16 protein-coding genes are annotated in these 20,705 nt (G+C 70.6%); 2 read left to right on the top strand and 14 right to left on the bottom strand.

Annotated elements, in window-relative coordinates; all coding sequences use genetic code 11:
• Window positions 1-128: 128 nt before the first annotated feature.
• The 11 genes from AC3ERT_RS25995 to AC3ERT_RS26045 form a co-directional block, all read right to left on the bottom strand.
• Window positions 129-1,394 (bottom strand): APC family permease, encoded by a 1,266-nt coding sequence (locus tag AC3ERT_RS25995; protein WP_435177097.1) that lies wholly within the window; start codon window positions 1,392-1,394, stop codon window positions 129-131.
• Window positions 1,395-1,659: 265 nt separating this feature from the next.
• The gene (locus AC3ERT_RS26000; protein WP_435177099.1) at window positions 1,660-3,600 is read right to left on the bottom strand and encodes a TIGR03960 family B12-binding radical SAM protein; all 1,941 of its coding nucleotides are present in this window, start codon (window positions 3,598-3,600) and stop codon (window positions 1,660-1,662) included.
• Between the two features lie 154 nt (window positions 3,601-3,754).
• Window positions 3,755-4,951 (bottom strand): rod shape-determining protein RodA, encoded by a 1,197-nt coding sequence (rodA, locus tag AC3ERT_RS26005; RefSeq protein ID WP_335982147.1) that lies wholly within the window; start codon window positions 4,949-4,951, stop codon window positions 3,755-3,757.
• The gene (gene mrdA, locus AC3ERT_RS26010; RefSeq protein WP_435130389.1) at window positions 4,951-7,194 is read right to left on the bottom strand and encodes a penicillin-binding protein 2; all 2,244 of its coding nucleotides are present in this window, start codon (window positions 7,192-7,194) and stop codon (window positions 4,951-4,953) included. The genes rodA and mrdA overlap by 1 nt, the downstream gene beginning before the upstream one ends.
• A gap of 131 nt (window positions 7,195-7,325) precedes the next feature.
• Window positions 7,326-8,042, bottom strand: a complete 717-nt coding sequence (gene mreD / locus AC3ERT_RS26015; protein WP_435130387.1) for a rod shape-determining protein MreD — start codon at window positions 8,040-8,042, stop codon at window positions 7,326-7,328.
• Between the two features lie 4 nt (window positions 8,043-8,046).
• Window positions 8,047-9,075 (bottom strand): rod shape-determining protein MreC, encoded by a 1,029-nt coding sequence (gene mreC, locus AC3ERT_RS26020; protein ID WP_435130385.1) that lies wholly within the window; start codon window positions 9,073-9,075, stop codon window positions 8,047-8,049.
• A 195-nt stretch (window positions 9,076-9,270) separates the two neighbouring features.
• Window positions 9,271-10,293 (bottom strand): rod shape-determining protein, encoded by a 1,023-nt coding sequence (locus AC3ERT_RS26025; RefSeq protein ID WP_335982179.1) that lies wholly within the window; start codon window positions 10,291-10,293, stop codon window positions 9,271-9,273.
• Between the two features lie 173 nt (window positions 10,294-10,466).
• A complete protein-coding gene (ndk, locus tag AC3ERT_RS26030; RefSeq protein ID WP_435130383.1) occupies window positions 10,467-10,886 on the bottom strand; it encodes a nucleoside-diphosphate kinase in 420 nt (139 codons plus the stop codon).
• 69 nt (window positions 10,887-10,955) lie between these two features.
• Window positions 10,956-11,291, bottom strand: coding sequence for a DUF4233 domain-containing protein (locus tag AC3ERT_RS26035; RefSeq protein WP_335982154.1), 336 nt, complete (start codon window positions 11,289-11,291; stop codon window positions 10,956-10,958).
• 51 nt (window positions 11,292-11,342) lie between these two features.
• The gene (gene folC, locus AC3ERT_RS26040) at window positions 11,343-12,875 is read right to left on the bottom strand and encodes a bifunctional tetrahydrofolate synthase/dihydrofolate synthase (protein ID WP_335982156.1); all 1,533 of its coding nucleotides are present in this window, start codon (window positions 12,873-12,875) and stop codon (window positions 11,343-11,345) included.
• Between the two features lie 69 nt (window positions 12,876-12,944).
• Window positions 12,945-15,578, bottom strand: a complete 2,634-nt coding sequence (locus tag AC3ERT_RS26045; protein WP_435177101.1) for a valine--tRNA ligase — start codon at window positions 15,576-15,578, stop codon at window positions 12,945-12,947.
• A gap of 224 nt (window positions 15,579-15,802) precedes the next feature.
• Between AC3ERT_RS26045 and AC3ERT_RS26050 the strand changes: the two genes are divergently transcribed.
• Together AC3ERT_RS26050 and AC3ERT_RS26055 are read left to right on the top strand one after the other, a co-directional pair.
• Complete coding sequence (locus tag AC3ERT_RS26050; protein ID WP_435177102.1) at window positions 15,803-16,771, top strand: hypothetical protein; 969 nt, start codon at window positions 15,803-15,805, stop codon at window positions 16,769-16,771.
• Window positions 16,772-16,876: 105 nt separating this feature from the next.
• A complete protein-coding gene (locus tag AC3ERT_RS26055) occupies window positions 16,877-17,599 on the top strand; it encodes a hypothetical protein (RefSeq protein WP_435177104.1) in 723 nt (240 codons plus the stop codon).
• Window positions 17,600-17,665: 66 nt separating this feature from the next.
• On the opposite strand, the gene clpX is transcribed toward AC3ERT_RS26055, so the two are convergent.
• The 3 genes from clpX to AC3ERT_RS26070 all read right to left on the bottom strand — a co-directional run bounded on the left by clpX (window position 17,666) and on the right by AC3ERT_RS26070 (window position 20,460).
• On the bottom strand, window positions 17,666-18,949 hold the full coding sequence (clpX, locus tag AC3ERT_RS26060) for an ATP-dependent Clp protease ATP-binding subunit ClpX (RefSeq protein WP_335982165.1): 1,284 nt from the start codon (window positions 18,947-18,949) through the stop codon (window positions 17,666-17,668).
• A 162-nt stretch (window positions 18,950-19,111) separates the two neighbouring features.
• Window positions 19,112-19,795, bottom strand: a complete 684-nt coding sequence (locus AC3ERT_RS26065) for an ATP-dependent Clp protease proteolytic subunit (protein WP_407642914.1) — start codon at window positions 19,793-19,795, stop codon at window positions 19,112-19,114.
• Between the two features lie 50 nt (window positions 19,796-19,845).
• On the bottom strand, window positions 19,846-20,460 hold the full coding sequence (locus AC3ERT_RS26070) for an ATP-dependent Clp protease proteolytic subunit (RefSeq protein WP_335982181.1): 615 nt from the start codon (window positions 20,458-20,460) through the stop codon (window positions 19,846-19,848).
• Window positions 20,461-20,705: the final 245 nt, after the last annotated feature.

Raw genomic sequence — 20,705 nt, forward strand, 5'->3', positions numbered from 1 at the left:
CGCGCTCGCCCTCGCCCGCCACATCAGGGCCACACTCCGCACTGCCGGGCCGTCCTCACCGTGTACGGGATGAACCCCCTCGGACGTGATGCCGCCGAACCCACCGCGCTCGCCGACCACCCCACCGCTCAGCCGCGGACGAGGATGCGGCGCAGGCCATAGGCGCCGGCGCCAAGCGCGAGCACCACCGCACCCCACAGCACCGAGGCGCCGGGCAGAGCGAACGCCAGGACCACGCAGCCCGCGGTGCCGAGCACGGGCACGATCCGGGGCGGGCGGCCCTCGGCGGGAGTGAGGGTCCAGGCGGAGGCGTTGGCGACGGCGTAGTACGCCAGGACGCCGAAGGAGGAGAAGCCGATCGCGCCGCGCACGTCCGCGAACGCCGACAGGACCGCCACGATCGCGCCGACCGTGAGCTCGGCGCGGTGCGGCACCTGGAAGCGCGGGTGGACGGCGGCCAGGACGTGGGGCAAGTGCCGGTCGCGGGCCATCGCCAGGGTGGTGCGCGAGACGCCGAGGATCAGCGCCAGCAGCGAGCCGACCGCGGCGATCGCCGCGCCCACCCGCACCACCGGGGCAAGGCCCGGCACCCCGGCGGCGTGGACCGCGTCAGCCAGCGGTGCGGTGGTGCGGGCGAGCTGGTCGGGGCCGAGGACCGCGAGCACGGCGAGTGCGACGACGGCGTAGACGACGAGGGTGATGCCGAGCGCGGTCGAGATCGCGCGGGGGATGGTGCGGGCCGGGGCGCGGACCTCCTCGCCGAGGGTGGCGATACGCGCGTACCCGGCGAAGGCGAAGAACAGGAATCCGGTGGCCTGGAGCACGCCGTGCCATCCGGCACCGGTGCCGATCGCCCAGTGGCCGGTGCAGGCCGAGGAACTGGTGAGGCAGGCGGTGACCACGGCGGCGAGCACCGCCAGGACCACGGCGACGATCGCCCTCGTGAGCCAGGCGGCCTTCTGCACGCCGACGTAGTTCACCGCGGTCAGCGCGATTACGGCGGCGACCGCGACAGCGTGGACCTGGGCGGGCCAGATGTAGGAGCCGACGGTGAGGGCCATCGCCGCGCAGGAGGCGGTCTTACCGACCACGAAGCCCCAGCCGGCCAGATAACCCCAGAAGTCGCCGAGTCGCTCGCGGCCGTAGACGTAGGTGCCGCCGGACCGCGGGTACCGGGCGGCGAGCCGGGCGGAGGAGGTGGCGTTGCAGTAGGCGACCACGGCCGCGAGGGCCAGGCCGAGCAGCAGGCCGGAGCCGCTGGCGGCCGCCGCGGGGGTGAGGGCGGCGAAGATGCCCGCCCCGACCATCGAGCCGAGCCCGATCACCACGGCGTCGAACACGCCCAGGTGCCGCTTCAGTTCTCCCGGGTCGGCTGGTGGAGCCGACGTGTTCATGTCCTGGCCTCTCACTGACGAGCCTCGATATCGGCGCACGATATCGGAGCCCGGCATCGGGCAGGTGAACGATGTCGCCGCGCGTGACGGGGCAAGACCGCGGCGAAGGACCACACCACCCGCTTCACCCTGGCGCCGTCCAACCTGCGGCCGGGCGGTATGAAGGGCACGAACGCCACCGAGGGCGCCGCGTCGGTCGCGGCGCCCTCGGTGGGGCGGGCTGTCTGCCCAGCGGGGGTCGAGCCGGTGTGCGCCGGGCGCCCGGTCAGCTGCCGCCCGGGCCGTTGACGACGGTGAGCGGGAGGAGCTTCTTGCCGGTGGGGCCGATCTGGATGTCCAGGTCGAGCTGGGGGCACACCCCGCAGTCGAAGCAGGGCGTCCAGCGGCAGTCGTCGACCTCGGTCTCGTCGAGGGCGTCCTGCCAGTCCTCCCAGAGCCAGTCCTTGTCCAGACCGGAGTCGAGGTGGTCCCAGGGCAGGACCTCCTCGGCGGTGCGCTCGCGGGTGGTGTACCAGGCGAGGTCCAGGTCGTGGGCGGGCAGGGCGGCGTCGCAGGCGCGCAGCCAGCGCTCGTAGGAGAAGTGCTCGCGCCAGCCGTCGAAGCGGCCGCCGTCGGCGTAGACCGCGCGGATCACGTCGCCGACCCGGCGGTCCCCCCGGGAGAGCAGGCCCTCGATGATGCCGGGCTTGCCGTCGTGGTAGCGGAAGCCGATGTTGCGGCCGTACTTGCGGTCGCCGCGGATCGCGTCGCGCAGCTTCTCCAGCCGGGCGTCGGTCTCCTCGACGCCGAGCTGCGGCGCCCACTGGAAGGGGGTGTGCGGCTTGGGCACGAAGCCGCCGATCGACACGGTGCAGCGGATGTCGTTCTGGCCGGTCACCTCGCGGCCCTTGGCGATCACCTTGCGCGCCATGTCCGCGATCTGGAGGACGTCCTCGTCGGTCTCGGTGGGCAGCCCGCACATGAAGTACAGCTTCACCTGCCGCCAGCCGTTGCCGTACGCGGTGGCGACGGTGCGGATCAGGTCCTCCTCCGACACCATCTTGTTGATCACCTTGCGGATGCGCTCGGAGCCGCCCTCGGGGGCGAAGGTCAGGCCCGAGCGGCGGCCGTTGCGGGTCAGCTCGTTCGCCAGGTCGATGTTGAACGCGTCGACCCGGGTGGACGGCAGCGACAGCCCGATCTTGTCCTCTTCGTACCGGTCGGCGAGGCCCTTGGCGACGTCGGCGATCTCGGTGTGGTCGGCGGAGGAGAGCGACAGCAGGCCGACCTCCTCGAAGCCGGTCGCCTTCAGGCCCCGGTCGACCATCTCGCCGATGCCGGTGATGGAGCGCTCGCGCACCGGGCGGGTGATCATCCCGGCCTGGCAGAAGCGGCAGCCGCGGGTGCAGCCGCGGAAGATCTCCACCGACATCCGCTCGTGCACGGTCTCCGCGAGCGGCACCAGCGGCTGCTTCGGGTACGGCCACTCGTCCAGGTCCATCACGGTGTGCTTCGACACCCGCCACGGCACGCCGGAGCGGTTGGGCACGACCCGGGAGATCCGGCCGTCGGGCAGGTACTCCACGTCGTAGAAGCGCGGGACGTACACCCCGCCGGTCCGGGCCAGGCGCAGCAGCAGCTCGTCGCGACCGCCGGGGCGGCCCTCGGCCTTCCACTCGCGGACCAGGTCGGTGATGGTCAGGACGGCCTGCTCGCCGTCCCCGATCACGGCCGCGTCGATGAAGTCGGCGATCGGCTCGGGGTTGAACGCGGCGTGCCCGCCGGCCAGCACGACCGGGTCGTCCTCGGTGCGGTCGGCCGCGTCCAGCGGGATGCCGGCCAGGTCGAGCGCGGTGAGCATGTTGGTGTAGCCCAGCTCGGTGGAGAAGCTGAGGCCGAACACGTCGAAGGCGCGCACCGGGCGGTGGCTGTCGACCGTGAACTGCGGCACCTGGTGCTCGCGCATCAGCGCTTCCAGGTCGGGCCAGACGCTGTACGTGCGCTCGGCGAGCACGCCCTCGCGCTCGTTGAGCACCTCGTAGAGGATCATGACGCCCTGGTTGGGCAGGCCGACCTCGTACGCGTCGGGGTACATCAGCGCCCACCGCACATCGGTGGCGTCCCAGTCCTTGACGGTGGAGTTCAGCTCACCGCCGACGTACTGGATCGGCTTCTGTACATGCGGGAGCAGCGCTTCCAGGCGCGGGAAGACCGACTCGACAGGCATCTCGGCGACTTTCGTGTGTCCTGAACTTGCATGGCGCCCCGGCGGCGGGCCGCCCGGAGGGAAGATGACCCTCAACAGTACCCGAGCCGCGGCGGCGGCCCGCCCGGGCCGGACCAGGGGCCCCGGACCGGTCCCCTGGCCGGGGCCGCGGCGGCTACGCCGACATGGGCCGCTGCATCTTCACGGACTGGAGCATCCCTATGGCCACGAAGTTGGCGAACATCGATGATCCGCCGTAGGAGACGAAGGGCAAGGGGATACCGGTCACCGGCATGATGCCCAGCGTCATGCCGATGTTCTCGAAGGACTGGAAGGCGAACCAGGCGACCACCCCGGCCGCCACGATGGTGCCGTACAGGTCGGTGGCGTTGCGGGCGATGGTGCAGGCCCGCCAGAGGATCACCCCGATCAGCACCACGATGAGCGCGCCGCCGACGAAGCCGAGTTCCTCGCCGGCCACCGAGAAGACGAAGTCGGTCTGCTGCTCGGGCACGAACTGGCCGGTGGTCTGGCTGCCGTGGAACAGGCCCTTGCCGAGCAGCCCGCCCGAGCCGATCGCGATCCGGGCCTGGCTGGTGTTGTAGCCGACGCCGGACGGGTCGAGCGCGGGGTTGGCGAACGCGGCGAACCGGTCGATCTGGTACTTGTCGAGGATGCCGAGCTGCCACACCAGAATGGAGCCGACGATCCCGGTGGCGATCAGCCCGAACACCCAGCGGGTGGAGGCGCCGGAGGCGAGCAGCACCCCGAGCACGATCGCGCCGAGCACCATCACCGACCCGAGGTCGGGCATCATCAGGATGATCAGGATCGGCAGCGCCGCAAGCGCCAGGGACTGCGTCACCCGGCGGTGGTCGGGGTGCTCCTGGTCGCCGGCGTCGACCCGGGCGGAGAGCACCATCGCCATGCCGATGATGATGGAGATCTTCACGAACTCCGAGGGCTGGAGCGAGAAGCCGCCGCCGATGATGATCCAGGAGTGCGCGCCGTTGACGGTCGAGCCGAGCGGGCTGAGCACCGCGAGGATGCCGAGGATCGACAGCGCGTAGAAGAACGGCACGATGGTGCGCATCCGGTGGTGCCCTATGGCCATCGCGCCGATGCACAGCGCCAGGCCGATACCGGCGTTCATCACATGGCGGATCAGGAAGTAGTACTCGTCGCCGTGGGTGAGGCTGGTGCGGTGCCGGGTCGCGGAGAAGACCAGCAGCGAGCCGATGAAGCACAGCGCCAGCGTCACCAGGAAGAGCAGCCAGTCCATCCGGCGCACCGCGGAGTCCCGGGCGAACAGCTTGCCCATGGTGGAGCGCTCCGGCGTGAACCGCCGGACGGAGTAGGTGTTCGCGCTCATCACGTGTACTTCCTGCCGTACAGCAGTTTCTCGGTCCGGGTCGGGGTGAGCGCGGCGAGCGCGGGTACCGGGTCGGCGCCCGGCGAACCGGCCGGGGCGTTGGCGAAGGCCACGGCGACCCTGGTGGAGTACGCGGCCTGCTGGGCGGCGACCACGCTGCCGTCGGCGGAGATCTTGGGCAGCGTGGTGACGGGCTGGGGCATGATGCCCTTCTTCGCGTCGATCTTGGTGCTGTCCTTCTGGATGCCGTACATCGCCTCGTAGATCCGGCGGATCGCGGTACCCGAACCGCCGGAGCCGGTACCGCCCTGGGAGATCGTCATGACGATCGTGTAGTCCTTGGTGTACGTGTCGAACCACGACGTGCTCTGCTTGCCGGAGACCTCCGCGGTACCGGTCTTGGCGTGCAGCGGGATCTGGCTCTGCGGCCAGTTGCCGAACTTCCAGTCGGCGGTGCCCTCGGTGACCACGCCGGCCAGCGCCTGGTTGATGTACTTCAGCGTGGACTTGGAGTCGGGCAGCTTGCCGGCCACCTTCGGCTGGATCGGGGTGACGGTCTTGCCGTCCGCGCTTATCACGGCCTTGCCGATGGTCGGCTGGTACAGGGTGCCGCCGTTGGCCAGCGCCGCGTAGATCCGGGCCATCTGGATCGGGGTGACGAGCGTGTCGCCCTGGCCGATCGCGTAGTTGACCGAGTCACCGGCGCGCAGCACATAGCCGTCCGGGCAGTTCTCGATGGCGATGGCGACCGCGAGCGTCGGGTTCTTGTCGTTCTTGTGCTTCTTGGCGGTGGCGCACCAGTCGGCCTTGTTCTCCTCCCAGAAGTCCTTCTTCCACTGCCGGTCCGGCACCCGGCCGGTGACCTCGCCGGGCAGGTCGACGTCGGTCTTGGCGCCGAGGCCGAACTGGTGGGCGGTGGTGTAGAAGTAGTCCTTCGGGTTCTTCGGGTCGGTGCCGCCGTCCTTCTTCCACTGGTCGTAGGACAGGCCGTAGAAGACGGTGTCGCAGGAGACCTCGAGCGCGCGGGCCAGCGAGATGTCGCCGTAGCTCTCGTTCTCGTCGTTGTGGAAGACCTGGCTGCCGATGGAGAACGACGACGTGCAGGGGTAGGGGCCGTCCTCGCTGTAGCCGGCCTTGACCGCGGCGGAGGTGGAGATCACCTTGAAGGTGGAGCCCGGTGCCGACTCGCCCTGGATGGCGCGGTTGAGCAGCGGGTAGTTGGACTTGGTGTTCGTCAGGGCCGCGTAGTCCTTGGCGGAGATGCCGCCGACCCACTCGTTGGGGTCGTAGGTGGGCTCGCTGGCCATCGCGATGATCTGGCCGGTCTTGTTGTCCATGACGATCGCGGCGCCGGAGTCGGCCTTGAAGTTCTTGTGGGTGACCGGGTCGTACGTCTTGCGCGCGGTCACCATCGCGTCGTTGAGTTCCTTCTCGGTGACCGCCTGCACCTTGGCGTCGATGCTGGTGACGACGGTGTCGCCGGGGGTCGCCGGGGTCTCGGACGCCTTGCCGATCACCCGGCCGAGGTTGTCGACCTGGTACTTGGTGACGCCGGCCTTGCCGCGCAGCTGGTCGTCGTAGGTGCTCTCCAGGCCGGAGCGGCCCACCTGGTCCGAGCGCAGCAGCGGGTTGTCGGTCTTCTCGGAGGCGGCCACCTCCTTGTCGGTGACCGGGGAGAGGTAGCCGAGCACCTGGGCGGCGTTGGCCTTGTCCGGCGAGGGGTAGGTGCGCACGGCGGTGGGCTCCGCGGTGATGCCGGGGAAGTCCTCGCGGCGCTCCATGATCTGGAGCGCCTGCTGGGTGGTGGCCTTGTCGGTGATCGGGATCGGCTGGTAGGGCGAACCGTTCCAGCAGGGGCGCGGGGTCTGCGCGTCGCACAGCCGCACCTTGTCCTCGACGTCCTTCGGCGTCATGCCGAGCACCTTGGCCAGCCGGGTCAGCACCGCGGTGCCGCCGTCGGCCTGCTGGAGCAGGTCGGTGCGGCTGGCCGAGACGACCAGCAGGGTCTGGTTGTCGGCGATCGGCACCCCGCGGTCGTCGAGGATCGAGCCGCGGACGGCCGGGGTGACGACCTGCTGGTAGTGGTTGCTGGCGGCTTCCTGGTCGTACTCCTGGCCGTTGCGGATCTGGAGGTACCACAGCCGGCCGCCGAGGGTCAGCAGCAGCGAGACGACCAGCACCTGGAGGATGACCAGGCGGATCGTGACCCGGCTGGTCCGACCGGTCTCCGGGATGTTGCTCATCTACCTGCTCTCCCCGCTCAGCTGCCGCGGGCGGGCGCCGCCCGCGGTCCGTGCCCGGCCCCGGGCCGGGGCCGCCGTCGTCCGATACCGCCCAGGGCCTGTCCTCGGCGCCTCGTACGCGCCGCTCGCCGTCATCGCCGTGCTCCCCTTGCCATGTTGCCGCCGCTGAACCGGGCGCGGCCGAACAGGCCGCGCTGCGGGGTGATGCCGGCGCCCACGCCCGCTCTGCCGCGGCCGCGCGGCCGGAACACGCCGCCGCTTCGGCCGCTCCTGCTCCCGCGGTTGCTCCGGCCGCCGCCGAACCCGCCGCCGTAGCCGCTGCCCGCGCTGTCCTCGGCGAGCGGGTCCCGCTCGAAGCGGCGGGCCAGCGCCATCACCAGCGGCACCACGAACGGTGCCAGCAGCAGGTCGTAGAGGGTCGCGGTGAACACCAGCTTGACCAGGCCGACATGGGCGCCGGCGGTGTCGCCGACGAGGCTGCCGACGCCCGCGTACAGCAGCGTGGTGCCGATGGCGGCGGCGATGACCACCATCATCGGGCCGGCGGCGGTGCGCAGCTGGCCGTTGTCGGGCTTGGCGAGGCCGGCCGCGTAGCCGATCACGCACAGCACGAGGGCGTAGCGGCCGACCGCGTGGTCGGCGGGTGGCGCGACGTCGGCGAGCAGGCCGGCGAAGAAGCCGATCAGGCAGCCGCCGACGTGGCCGTAGGTGAGGGCCAGGCCGAGCACGGTGAGCAGCAGCAGGTCGGGGACCGCACCGGGCAGGTGCAGCCGGGCCAGCACGCTGACCTGGGCGACCAGGGCGATCACCACCAGGACGGTGGAGAGCACGATCCGGTTCGGGCGCATGGCGTCAGTCCCCGTTGGTGGAGGTCGAGGTGGGCTTGGTGCCCGGCGGGAGCGCGTTGTCGGTGCCGCCGGAGGTCGGGGTGCCGCCCGAGGTCGGGGTGCTGCCCGGCGAGGCGGAGTCCCCCGGCGACGCGGTGTTCTTCGGTGTGGTCTTCGCGGTGGGCGAGGCGGTCGGCTTGGGCGGCAGCACGCTGTCGCGCGGGTCGGTGCGCGGGCCGACCACGACCACGCCGACCACGTCCAGCTTGGTGAAGCCGACGTAGGGCTGCACCTCGACGGTCTTGGTGAGGTTGCCGCCCGACGGTTCGACGCTGACCACCTTGCCGACCGGTACGCCGGGCACGAACGGCTTGTCCTGCTCCGAGCCGAAGGAGACCACCCGGTCGCCCTTGTGCACGTCGGCCTTGCCGTTGAGCAGCTGGTCGCGCAGCGGCCGGTTGCCCTGGCCGGTGGCGAAGCCGATCTCCTGGCTGCCCTCGAGCCGGGTGCCGACGGTGAAGTCCGGGTCGTTGGCGAGCAGCACCGTCGAGGTGGAGCGGCCCACGGTGGTGACCCGGCCGACGAGCCCGTCGCCGTTGATCACCGTCATGTCCCGCTTGAGGCCGTCGTTGCTGCCGGAGTCGATGGTGATCGTCCAGGAGAAGCCCTGGGCGGCTCCTATCGCGATGACCTGGGCGCCCTTGACGGTGTACTGCCCGGCGCCGGCGACCCGCAGCAGCTTGTCCAGTTCCTGGGCGCGGGCGCGGGTGGTGTCCTTGCTGCCGAGCTGCTGCTTGAGCTGGGTGTTCTCGCGTTCCAGCCGCTTGATGGTGCTGCTGTCGCGGCCGGAGTCGCGTACCGCGTCCACGGCGTTGCCCACCGGGTCGACGACACCGGACACCGCGTTCTCCACCGGCCCGAAGGCGGACTGGGCCACCCGTCGCGGCCGGTCCAGCGGCGAGTTCTCGCCGCCCCGGATGTCGACGGTGATCAGCGCGAGCGCCACGACCACCAGCAGTACCAGCAGCAGCCGGCTCTCCTTTGTGTCCCTCACGGGCGCCAGTCCGTGCCTTCCTCATCGGACCCGCCGCCGCTGGGGCCGCGGCCGGTCGGAGCTACTGTGCCGTTGTGCGCCCGCATCCGGTGCCGCGGTGCCGACGGCGGCCGGGCCGGGTGGGGCGGTTGGTCATCCGCGTCAGGTCCGGTGCGCATCCGGCCCGTGACGGGCCGCGCACCGGCTGACGCGTCGTCATCTGCGGGGAGCGGCGTCAAGGACCTGCTGAAGCGCCTCGAACTCCTCCACGCACTTGCCCGCGCCGAGTGCCACGCAGTCCAGCGGCGCCTCGGCGATGTGGATGGGCATGCCCGTCTCGTGGCGGAGCCGCTCGTCCAGGCCGCGCAGCAGCGCACCGCCGCCGGCCAGCACGATGCCGCGGTCCATGATGTCGCCGGACAGCTCCGGCGGGCACTTGTCGAGCGTGGTCTTCACCGCGTCGACGATCGCGTTCACCGGCTCCTCGATGGCCTTGCGCACCTCGCCCGCGGAGATCACCACGGTCTTGGGCAGGCCGCTGACCAGGTCCCGGCCGCGGATCTCGGTGTGTTCGTCGTCCTTGCTGGCGGCGAACGCGGAGCCGATGGTCAGCTTGATCTGCTCGGCGGTGCGCTCGCCGAGCAGCAGGCTGTACTCCTTCTTGATGTGCTGGATGATCGCGTTGTCCAGCTCGTCGCCGGCCACCCGGATGGACTGGGCGGTGACGATGCCGCCGAGGCTGATCACGGCGACCTCGGTGGTGCCGCCGCCGATGTCCACCACCATGTTGCCGGTGGCCTCGTGCACCGGCAGCCCGGCGCCGATCGCGGCCGCCATCGGCTCCTCGATGATGTGCACGGTACGGGCGCCGGCCTGGGTGGCGGCCTCGATCACCGCGCGGCGCTCCACTCCGGTGATGCCGGACGGCACGCACACCACGACCCGCGGGCGGACCATGTAGCGGCGGCGGTGGATCTTGAGGATGAAGTAGCGCAGCATGCGCTCGGTGATCTCGAAGTCGGCGATGACGCCGTCCTTCAGCGGGCGCACCGCCACGATGTTGCCGGGGGTGCGGCCGATCATCTTCTTCGCCTCGGCGCCGACGGCGAGGATGCCGCCGGTGTTGGTGTTGACCGCGACGACCGACGGCTCGTTCAGGACGATCCCGCGGCCCCTGACGTACACCAGCGTGTTGGCGGTCCCGAGGTCGACAGCCATGTCACGGCCGATGAACGACATGTTGTTCGCCATGTGGATACGTCTGGCCTTCCCGAGCGTGGGCGGAGGTTCCATCGTAGTCGCGCCGGGCTGGGCGCGGCGTCGGGGTTCCGACGCCATTGTCATCAGAACACACAGCGGACCTCAGTAATGGTGACGCCGTGTCGGAGTGTTTGGTTCCGGGCCGGGCGCTTTTACCTGCCGGAACGGTCCGGGAAGAAGAGTTTGATCTCGCGCTCGGCGGACTCCTCGGAATCCGAGGCGTGCACCAGGTTCTCCCGGGTGACGGTGCCGAAATCCCCCCGGATGGAGCCGGGTGCGGCCGTGATCGGGTCGGTGGGGCCGGCCAGCGCGCGGACGCCCTCGACGACCCGCTCGCCCTCGACGATCAGGGCCACCGACGGGCCGGACGACATGAACTCCACGAGGGGCTCGTAGAACGGACGTCCGACGTGCTCGGCGTAGTGCTGCTCCAGGATGCCGCGGTCCAGGGTGCGCAGTTCGAGTGCGCCGATCGACCAGCCGGCCTTGCGCTCGATCCGGCCCAGGATCTCGCCGACCAGGCCGCGGCGAACGGCGTCCGGCTTGAGGAGGACAAGGGTGCGCTGGGACACGGGGAGGCTCCTGACGGGTATGACAAGCGAATGTGACGACGAGCCTACAAGGCATGTGCCGATCGGTTGTCAGGCGGCTTGGGTCGCGTGCCGGGCCTTGATCTCGTCGACCTTGCGCCCGAAGTGGATCGACGCCCACCACAGGGCCGCGAAGATCACGCCGAGCACGAACATCGTACCGACCACGAAGCCGCTGGCGATCAGGCCGATCTGGAGCGCCCAGCCGACCACGACCGCCCACGGCTTGGTGACCACCCCGCACAGCAGCACGCACACCGCCATCGTGATGCCGCACACCGCCCAGACGGTGCCCATCGACAGGTCGGGATGCTTCATCGCGACCAGCCCGGCGAAGCCGACGACGAAGAACTCGCCGATCAGCGTGCTCGAACACAGGGTCCGCATACCCGGGCCCCCTTCCCTTTTCCCTCGTTGCCCATGGGATTTCGGCCGTTCCTACCTGCGGGCCAGCAGCAGCCGGGCCTGGCCGACCGTGATGACCGAGCCGGTGACCAGTACGCCGGCCCCGGCGTACTCGCCCTCCTCCTCGGCGAGGGTGACCGCTGCCTCCAGCGCGTCGTCCAGGCGCGGTTCGACCTGCACCCGGTCCTCGCCGAACACCTCGACCGCCACCGCCGCCAGCGCGTCGACGTCCATCGCGCGGGTGGTGGAGTTGCGGGTGACCACGATCTCCGCGAAGACCGGCTCGAACGCCTCCAGCAGGCCGCGGACGTCCTTGTCGCCGCTCGGCCCGACCACGCCGACCAGGTGGCTGAAGCCGAACGCCTCGCTGATCGCGGCCGCGGTGACCCGCGCGCCGGCCGGGTTGTGCGCCGCGTCGAGCACCACGGTGGGGCTGCGCCGGACCACCTCCAGCCGGCCGGGCGAGGTGACCGCGGCGAACGCGCCGCGCACGGTGTCCAGGTCCAGGGTGCGCTGGTGCACGCTGCCGATGCCGAAGAACGCCTCCACCGCGGCCAGCGCCAGCGCCGCGTTGTGCGCCTGGTGCTCGCCGTGCAGCGGCAGGAAGATCTGCCCGTACTCGCCGCCGAGGCCGCGCAGCGTCAGCAACTGGCCGCCGACGGCCACTTCGCGGTGGAGCACGCCGAACTCCTCGCCCTCGCGGGCGACGGTCGCGTCCTGCTCGGCCGAGCGGCGCAGCAGTTCGCGGGCGGCGTCCGGCGGCTGCTGGGCCAGCACCGCGGTGGCGTCCTTCTTGATGATGCCGCCCTTCTCGACGGCGATCTCACCGGGGGTGCCGCCCAGCCGCTCGGTGTGGTCGAGCGAGATCGGGGTGACCACGGCCACGGCGCCGTCCACCACGTTGGTGGCGTCCCAGCTGCCGCCCATGCCGACCTCGACCACGGCGACGTCGACCGGCGCGTCCGCGAACGCGGCGTACGCCATGCCGGTGATCACCTCGAAGAAGGACATCCGGTGCGGCTGGGCGGCGTCGACCATCCCGACGTACGGCTGGATGTCGCGGTAGACGTCGACGAAGCGCTCCGCGGAGATCGGCACGCCGTCCAGGCTGATCCGCTCGGTCATGGACTGCACATGCGGGCTGGTGTAGCGGCCTGTGCGCAGTTCGAAGGCGAGCAGCAGCCGCTCGATCATCCGAGCGGTGGAGGTCTTGCCGTTGGTGCCGGTGATGTGGATCGCCGGGTAGGTGCGCTGCGGCTGGCCGAGGACGTCCATCAGGGCCGCGATCCTGTCCAGGGACGGGTCGAGCTTGGTCTCGGGCCAGCGGCCCAGCAGCTCGTCCTCGACCTCGCGCAGCCGGCGGTCCAGCTCGGGGTCGGCGGGCCGGGCCGGCACGTCGTCCTCCGGGGCGGGCGGGGTGACCTGGGTGCGCAGCGTACGGCTGCCGGCCTCGATGACGGCCAGGTCCGCTTCCCGCGGTCCGCCGCCCTCGCCGTCGTCGTCGCGGTCGTCGTCCGCGCCGAAGCCGTCGTCCGGGAACTCGTCGTCCTGCCCGTACTCACTCACCGGCTCAGTCTACGGAACAGGCCCGGACCGCATGGCCCGGGCCTGTCCGTGCCCCTGGGGGGCGGGTGCCTACGCCGCCGGGAGGGCGGCGAGCTGCGCGGTGATGCGGGCGATGTCCTCGTCGGCGGCGGCGAGCCGGGTGCGGATGCCCTGGACCACCTTCTCCGGTGCCTTGCCGAGGAACGCCTCGTTGCCGAGCTTCCGCTCCGCCTGCTGCTTCTCCTTCTCCGCGGCGGCGAGGTCCTTGGTGAGCCGCTTGCGCTCCGCGGCCACGTCGATCGCCCCGGACAGGTCGAGGGCGACCCGGGCGGCGCCGACCGGCAGGGTGGCGGTGGCGTGGAAGCCGTCGCCGGCCGGCTGGAGCCGCAGGAGCTGCCGGATGGCGTCCTCGTGCGGCGCCAGCAGGGTGCCGGTCAGGGACAGCTCGGCCGGGACCTTCTGGCCGGGCTGGAGCCCCTGGTCGCTGCGGAACCGGCGGACCTCGGTGACCAGGCGCTGCACCTCGGCGATCTCCGCCTCGGCGGCCGCGTCCCGGAAGCCGCTGTCGGCCGGCCAGGCCGCGGTGACCACGGTCTCCCGGCCGGTCAGGGTGGTCCACAGGGTCTCGGTGACGAACGGCACGATCGGGTGCAGCAGCCGCAGTGTGACGTCCAGGACCTCGCCGAGCACCCGGCCGGAGACCCGGGCCGGGTCGCCGCCCTTGAGGAAGGTGGTCTTGGACAGCTCGACGTACCAGTCGAAGACCTCGTCCCACGCGAAGTGGTAGAGGGCGTCGGAGAGCTTCGCGAACTGGTAGTCGTCGTAGAGCGCGTCGATCTCGGCGACGACCGTGTTGAGCCGGGAGAGCACCCAGCGGTCGGCCGCGGACATCTCCTCGGGCGCCGGCAGCGGCCCGGTCACCGTGGCGCCGTTCATCAGCGCGAACCGGGTGGCGTTCCAGATCTTGTTGGCGAAGTTCCGCGACGCCTGGACCCAGTCCTCGCCGATCGGCACGTCGGCGCCGGGGTTGGCGCCGCGGGCGAGGGTGAAGCGGACGGCGTCCGATCCGTAGGCGTCCATCCAGGTCAGCGGGTCGACCACGTTGCCGAAGGACTTGGACATCTTCTTGCCGTGCTCGTCACGCACCAGGCCGGTCAGCGCGATGGTGTGGAACGGCGGGGTGCCGTCCATCGCGTACAGGCCGAACATCATCATCCGGGCGACCCAGAAGAAGATGATGTCGTGGCCGGTGAGCAGCACGTCGGTCGGGTAGAACTTCGCCAGGTCCGGGGTCTGTTCGGGCCAGCCCAGGGTGGAGAAGGGCCACAGCGCGGAGGAGAACCAGGTGTCCAGGACGTCGCCGTCCTGGGTCCAGCCCTCGCCGGCGGGGGGCTGCTCGTCGGGGCCGACGCAGACCTGCTCGCCGTTCGGCCCGTACCAGACCGGGATGCGGTGGCCCCACCACAGCTGGCGCGAGATGCACCAGTCGTGCATGTTGTCGACCCAGTCGAAGTACCGCTTCTCCATGTCGGCGGGGTGGATCTTCACCCGGCCGTCGCGCACGGCGTCGCCCGCCGCGCGGGCCAGCGGCTCGACCCGGACCCACCACTGGAGCGACAGGCGCGGCTCGACCGTGGTCTTGCAGCGGGAGCAGTGGCCGACGGAGTGGACGTACGGCCGCTTCTCCGCGACGACCCGGCCCTGCTCGCGCAGCGCCTCGACGATCGCCGAGCGGGCCTCGAAGCGGTCCAGGCCCTGGAACGGGCCGGGCACGGTGATGACGGCCCGCTCGTCCATGATCGTCAGGGACTCCAGCGAGTGCCGCCGGCCGATCGCGAAGTCGTTCGGGTCGTGGGCCGGGGTGACCTTGACCGCGCCGGTGCCGAACTCCGGGTCCACATGGGCGTCGGCGACGACGGGGATGGTCCGGTCGGTGAGGGGCAGCTTGATCCGGCGGCCGATGAGGTGGGCGTACCGCGCGTCGTCGGGGTGGACGGCGACGGCGGTGTCGCCGAGCATCGTCTCGACCCGGGTGGTGGCGACCACGACGCTGTCCTCGCCGTCGCCGTACCGCAGCGAGACCAGCTCGCCGTCGTCGTCCTGGTAGTCGACCTCGATGTCGGAGATGGCGGTCATGCACCGCGGGCACCAGTTGATGATGCGCTCGGCGCGGTAGATCAACTCGTCGTCGTAGAGCTTCTTGAAGATGGTCTGGACGGCCTGGGAGAGGCCCTCGTCCATGGTGAAGCGCTCACGGGACCAGTCGACGCCGTCGCCGAGGCGGCGCATCTGGCCGAGGATGCGGCCGCCGTACTCCTCCTTCCAGCGCCAGGTGCGGGCGACGAACTCCTCGCGGCCCACGTCGTGCCGGGACTTGCCCTCCTCGGCGAGCTGCTGCTCGACCCTGTTCTGGGTGGCGATGCCCGCGTGGTCCATGCCGGGCAGCCACAGCGCCTCGAAGCCCTGCATGCGCTTGCGGCGGGTGAGGGCGTCCATCAGCGTGTGCTGGAAGGCATGGCCGAGGTGGAGGCTGCCCGTGACGTTCGGCGGGGGGATGACGATGGTGTACGGCGGCTTGTCGCTCTTCGTGTCGGCTTCGAAGTAACCCCGCTCTACCCAGCGCTCGTACAGCTCCCCCTCTACCTCGGCCGGCGTGTACTGGGTCGGCAGTTCAGGGGTGCTGCTGATCGGCCCGCTGTCGGGGCGCTGAGTGTTGTCGGTCACGGTCCCGATTCTAGTGGCCCGGTGCGCCGGGTCCCGACGGGTTATCCACAGGGCGGGTTGCCCGCCGTACCGGACCTCCGCGGGGCTGTGACAAAGCGGTTGCGCGTCTGATGCCGGGGGGTGGCGCGGCTGGGGCAGGATGGCGCCTGGTCAGCCCCCGGATTTCGGAAGCGAGCATGTCATCCGGGAGGATGAGCGGACTCGTTAACGGAGGGGACGATCCCATGAGCTACAACCAGCCGCCGCCGAACCCGTACGGCAACCAACCCCAGGGTGGCGGCTACGGCCAACCGCAGCCCGGCCCGCCGCCGGGCGGCTACGGCCAGCCCCAGCCGGGCTACGGCTACCCGCAGCAGGCCCCGCCGCCCGCGCCGCCGTACGGCGGGCAGCCAGCCTACGGTCAGCAGCCGCAGCCCGGTTACGGCCAGCAGCCGCCCTACGGCCAGGTACCGCAGCAGGGTTACGGGTACCCGCAGCCGCCGCAGCAGGGCGGCAACGGCAAGCGCACCGGCATCATCGTCGGTGTCGTGGTCGCGCTGGCCGTGATCGGCGGGGGGATCTTCTTCGCCACCAAGGGCGGGAGCAGCAGCGGGGGTTCGTCGTCGCTGCACAACGACGGGAAGAAGTACACGCTCACCACGCCGGACACGGTGGCGGGCGACTACACCAAGGGCGACGACTCCGGCAGCGACGGCGGCTTCGACGACGAGGACCTGACCAAGATCAAGGCGCTCGGGGTCAGCGACCCGACGCAGGTCAACGCCAGCTACACCGAGGGCAGTTCGGCGCTGACCGCCAAGATGCTGGAGTTCGCGGGCGTCTACGGCACGGTCAAGGACCCGGGCAAGGTCGTCGACGGCATGTTCGCCATGCTCAAGCAGGGCACGGAGGAGGACAAGAAGCAGGGCACCACCGTCGAGACCTCCGGCAGCCCGCAGTCCGTCAAGCCGGCCGGCATGAAGAGCGACGCGGTCATGAAGTGCCAGACGATCAAGGAGACGGGCGAGGAGTCCGGCCAGACCTTCACGCTCAACACGACGGTCTGCGTGTGGGCGGACTACAGCACGGTGGCCTACGTCATCCCGCTCGACGAGTCCCAGCTCGTCTCCGGCGGCGGCAGCGCCCCCTCCATCGCCGACGCGGGCGCCCTGACCTCCAAGGTCCGCAACGACGTGGAGGTGGAGGCGAGTTAGCCTCCCCGACGCTCTGAAGGGGGCGCCCGGTCCGGGTCGGATCGGGCGCCCCCTCCTGCTATCCGGGAGGATGAGCGGACTCACCAACTAAGGGGGACCCCACTCATGAGCCAGGACCAGCAAGCGGCGCAGCCCGGACGGCGGGGCGGCGTCGTCATCGGCGGCGTGGTGGCGGCGGTCGTGGTGGTCGCGGCCGGCGTCGGCGTCTTCGTCGCGCACCACGGCAGCAGCGGCTCGTCCGGGCTGCACGACGACGGCAAGAAGTACGTCCTCACCACCCCGGAGACCGTCGCCGGCGACTACACGAAGACCTCGGTGGGCAGCCCCGTGGCCAGGCTCGACCAGGCGGGGACCGCGAAGCTGGCGGCGCTGGGCGTCACCGAGCCCACGAGCACCAGTCAGATGTACGTGAAGGGCAACGTCGCCGACGGCGTCTACCTGAACTTCAGCGGTGTCTCCGGCACGGTCGCGGACCCCGCCAAGGCACTGGACGGCGCGTTCGCCCTGCTGGAGGACGGCGGCAGGCCGGACAGGAGCGGCACCACGCTCAAGGCCGCCACCGCCGGCGGACCGCAGTCGGTGCACCCGGCCGGCATGGCGCCCGACGCGCTCATGAAGTGCCAGAAGTTCGTCGAGACCGTCTCGCAGGACAACCAGAAGGTCCCGTCGAAGACCACGGTCTGCGTCTGGGCCGACTACAGCACCCTGGCCTACCTGTTCCCGCTCGACCCCACGGCCACCCTGAACGGCACCGAGACCGCGTCCGTCGCCGACGCCGCCGCGCTGACCGCGAAGGTGCGCAAGGACGTCGAGGTGGCAGCCTCCTAGCGCACGCAAAGGGGGCGCCCGGTCCGTGACGGACCAGGCGCCCCCTTTGCGTTGCTGCCGGGAGGGTTACGCGCTCTTCTGCTCGCCCTGACCGGAGATGCGCGGGTCGCGCGGCACCAGGGTCGGGTTGACGTTGGAGTGCACGACCTCGGCGGTGATGACGACCCGGGCGACGTCCTGGCGGGACGGCACTTCGTACATCACCGACATCAGGACCTCCTCCATGATGGCGCGCAGGCCACGGGCGCCGGTCTGCCGCAGGATCGCCTGGTCGGCGATGGCCTCCAGCGCGCCGCGCTCGAACTCCAGCTCCACACCGTCGAGTTCGAAGAGCTTCTGATACTGCTTGACCAGCGCGTTGCGCGGCTCGACCAGGATCTGGAGCAGCGCCTCGCGGTCGAGGTTGTGCACGTTGGTGATCACCGGCAGCCGGCCGATGAACTCGGGGATCATGCCGAACTTCACCAGGTCCTCGGGCATGATCTCGGAGAACTGGTCGGCCATGTTCAGCTCGCGCTTGGAGCGGATGGTCGCGCCGAACCCGATGCCCTTGGCGCCCGCCCGCGCCTCGATGATCTTCTCCAGACCGGCGAAGGCGCCGCCCACGATGAACAGCACGTTCGTGGTGTCGATCTGGATGAACTCCTGGTGCGGGTGCTTGCGGCCGCCCTGCGGCGGCACGGAGGCGGTGGTGCCCTCCAGGATCTTCAGCAGCGCCTGCTGGACGCCCTCGCCGGAGACGTCGCGGGTGATCGACGGGTTCTCGCTCTTGCGGGCGACCTTGTCGATCTCGTCGATGTAGATGATGCCGGTCTCGGCCTTCTTGACGTCGTAGTCAGCGGCCTGGATCAGCTTCAGCAGGATGTTCTCGACGTCCTCGCCGACATAGCCGGCCTCGGTGAGCGCGGTGGCGTCGGCGATGGCGAACGGCACGTTCAGCATGCGGGCCAGGGTCTGCGCCAGCAGCGTCTTGCCGGAGCCGGTCGGGCCCAGCAGCAGGATGTTGGACTTCGCCAGCTCGATGGCGTCGTCATGGCCCGGTCGGCCGCTCTCGCCGGCCTGGACCCGCTTGTAGTGGTTGTACACCGCGACGGAGAGCGCCTTCTTGGCCGGGGCCTGCCCGACCACGTAGCTCTCCAGGAACTCGTAGATCTCCCGCGGCTTGGGCAGGTCCTCCCAGCGGACCTCGGAGGACTCGGCGAGCTCCTCCTCGATGATCTCGTTGCAGAGGTCGATGCACTCGTCGCAGATGTACACACCGGGACCTGCGATGAGCTTCTTCACCTGCTTCTGGCTCTTTCCGCAGAACGAGCACTTCAGCAGGTCTCCGCCGTCACCGATGCGTGCCACGAGGTCTTTCCCCTTCGCCTGGGCTCCGCCGACCTTCAACGGAACCTGGTGCTTCTCTCATCGACGGTACCTTGCCGCGCCCCCCGTGTGGGCCCCCCTTGGGCGTACTCGCGTTCCGAGTACGGTCCGGGGCGCGCACGGAGGGCGCAGCTTACCCGTCCTTCAGACGCCCACGGACGTCTTGCGGGTGGACACGATCTGGTCGACCAGTCCATAGGCCAGCGACTCCTCAGCGGTGAGGATCTTGTCGCGCTCGATGTCGTCGCGGATCTGCTCGATCGGCGTGGTGGAGTGCTTGGCGAGCATCTCCTCCAGCTGCTGGCGCATCCGGATGATCTCGTTGGCCGCGATCTCCAGGTCGGAGACCTGGCCCCGGCCGGTCTCGCTGTAGGGCTGGTGGATGAGCACCCGCGCGTTCGGCAGCGCCATCCGCTTGCCGGGGCTGCCGGCCGCGAGCAGCACGGCCGCCGCGGAGGCCGCCTGGCCCATGCAGACCGTCTGGATGTCGGGCTTGACGAACTGCATCGTGTCGTAGATCGCCGTCAGCGCGGTGAACGAGCCGCCGGGGCTGTTGATGTAGACCGAGATGTCCCGGTCGGGGTCCATCGACTCCAGGCACAGCAGCTGCGCCATGACGTCGTTGGCGGAGGCGTCGTCGATCTGCACGCCGAGGAAGATCACGCGCTCCTCGAAGAGCTTCGCGTACGGGTCGTACTCGCGCACGCCCTGCGAGGTGCGCTCGACGAAGCGCGGGATCACGTAGCGGGCCTCGGCGCCGAACAGGCCGGGCCGTTCGGCAGCGGTGCGCTCGTAGAGGCCGCTGCCGGGGAAGTTCAAGGGGTTCACGTCCACCGTCTCCAGGTGATGAGGTGCGTCGATGTCGGGGGCGGGGGCCTTCAGGAGGCGGGCGCGGCGCCGGTGCCGCCACCCCCGGGGACGTGGGCGGCCGACAGCATCACGCCGTCCACCAGGCCGTACTCCCGGGCTTCCTCGGCGGAGAACCAGCGGTCGCGGTCGGAGTCCTTGGTGATCTGCTCGAAGCTCTGGCCGGAGTGCTCGGCGATCAGCTCGGCCATCCGGCGCTTGGTGTGCAGCAGCTGCTCGGCCTGGATCTTGATGTCGGTGGCGGAGCCGCCGAGGCCCGCGGAGGGCTGGTGCATCAGGATGCGGGTGTTCGGCAGCGCGAAGCGCTTGCCCGGGGTGCCCGCGGTGAGCAGGAACTGGCCCATCGAGGCGGCCATGCCCATGGCGATGGTGACCACGTCGTTCTTGATGAACTGCATCGTGTCGTAGATCGCCATGCCGGCGGTCACGGAGCCGCCGGGGCTGTTGATGTAGAGGTAGATGTCCTTGTCGGGCTCGGCCGCAAGGAGCAGGAGCTGTGCGGTGATGCGGTTGGCGATGTCGTCGTCGACGGCCTGGCCGAGGAAGATGATGCGCTCGCCGAGCAGTCGGTTGTAGACCTGGTCGCCGAGACCGCCGGGGCTCGGCTCGCCGGCGGCAGTAGGCATCGTAGTCGTCACGTATCCACCTGCTCGTTGTCGGACGGTCGGAGCGACCGTCACGGTCTTCGTCCGGGTCGGGGGCGGCCGCTGACCCTCGCCGCACCCCTGCCCTCCTACTTGTGGACCCTAACGCGCAGGTGGGGCCCAGCAATCCCCTACGCGGGACTGTTCGCTGTGAGCGCATGCGGCCCGCCGCGGGTTTGGAACGTGCCGGGGCGCCGGACCGCAGGTCCGAAAAGGGGCGCGGGGAA

This window comes from Actinacidiphila sp. bgisy145, from assembly GCF_057708125.1.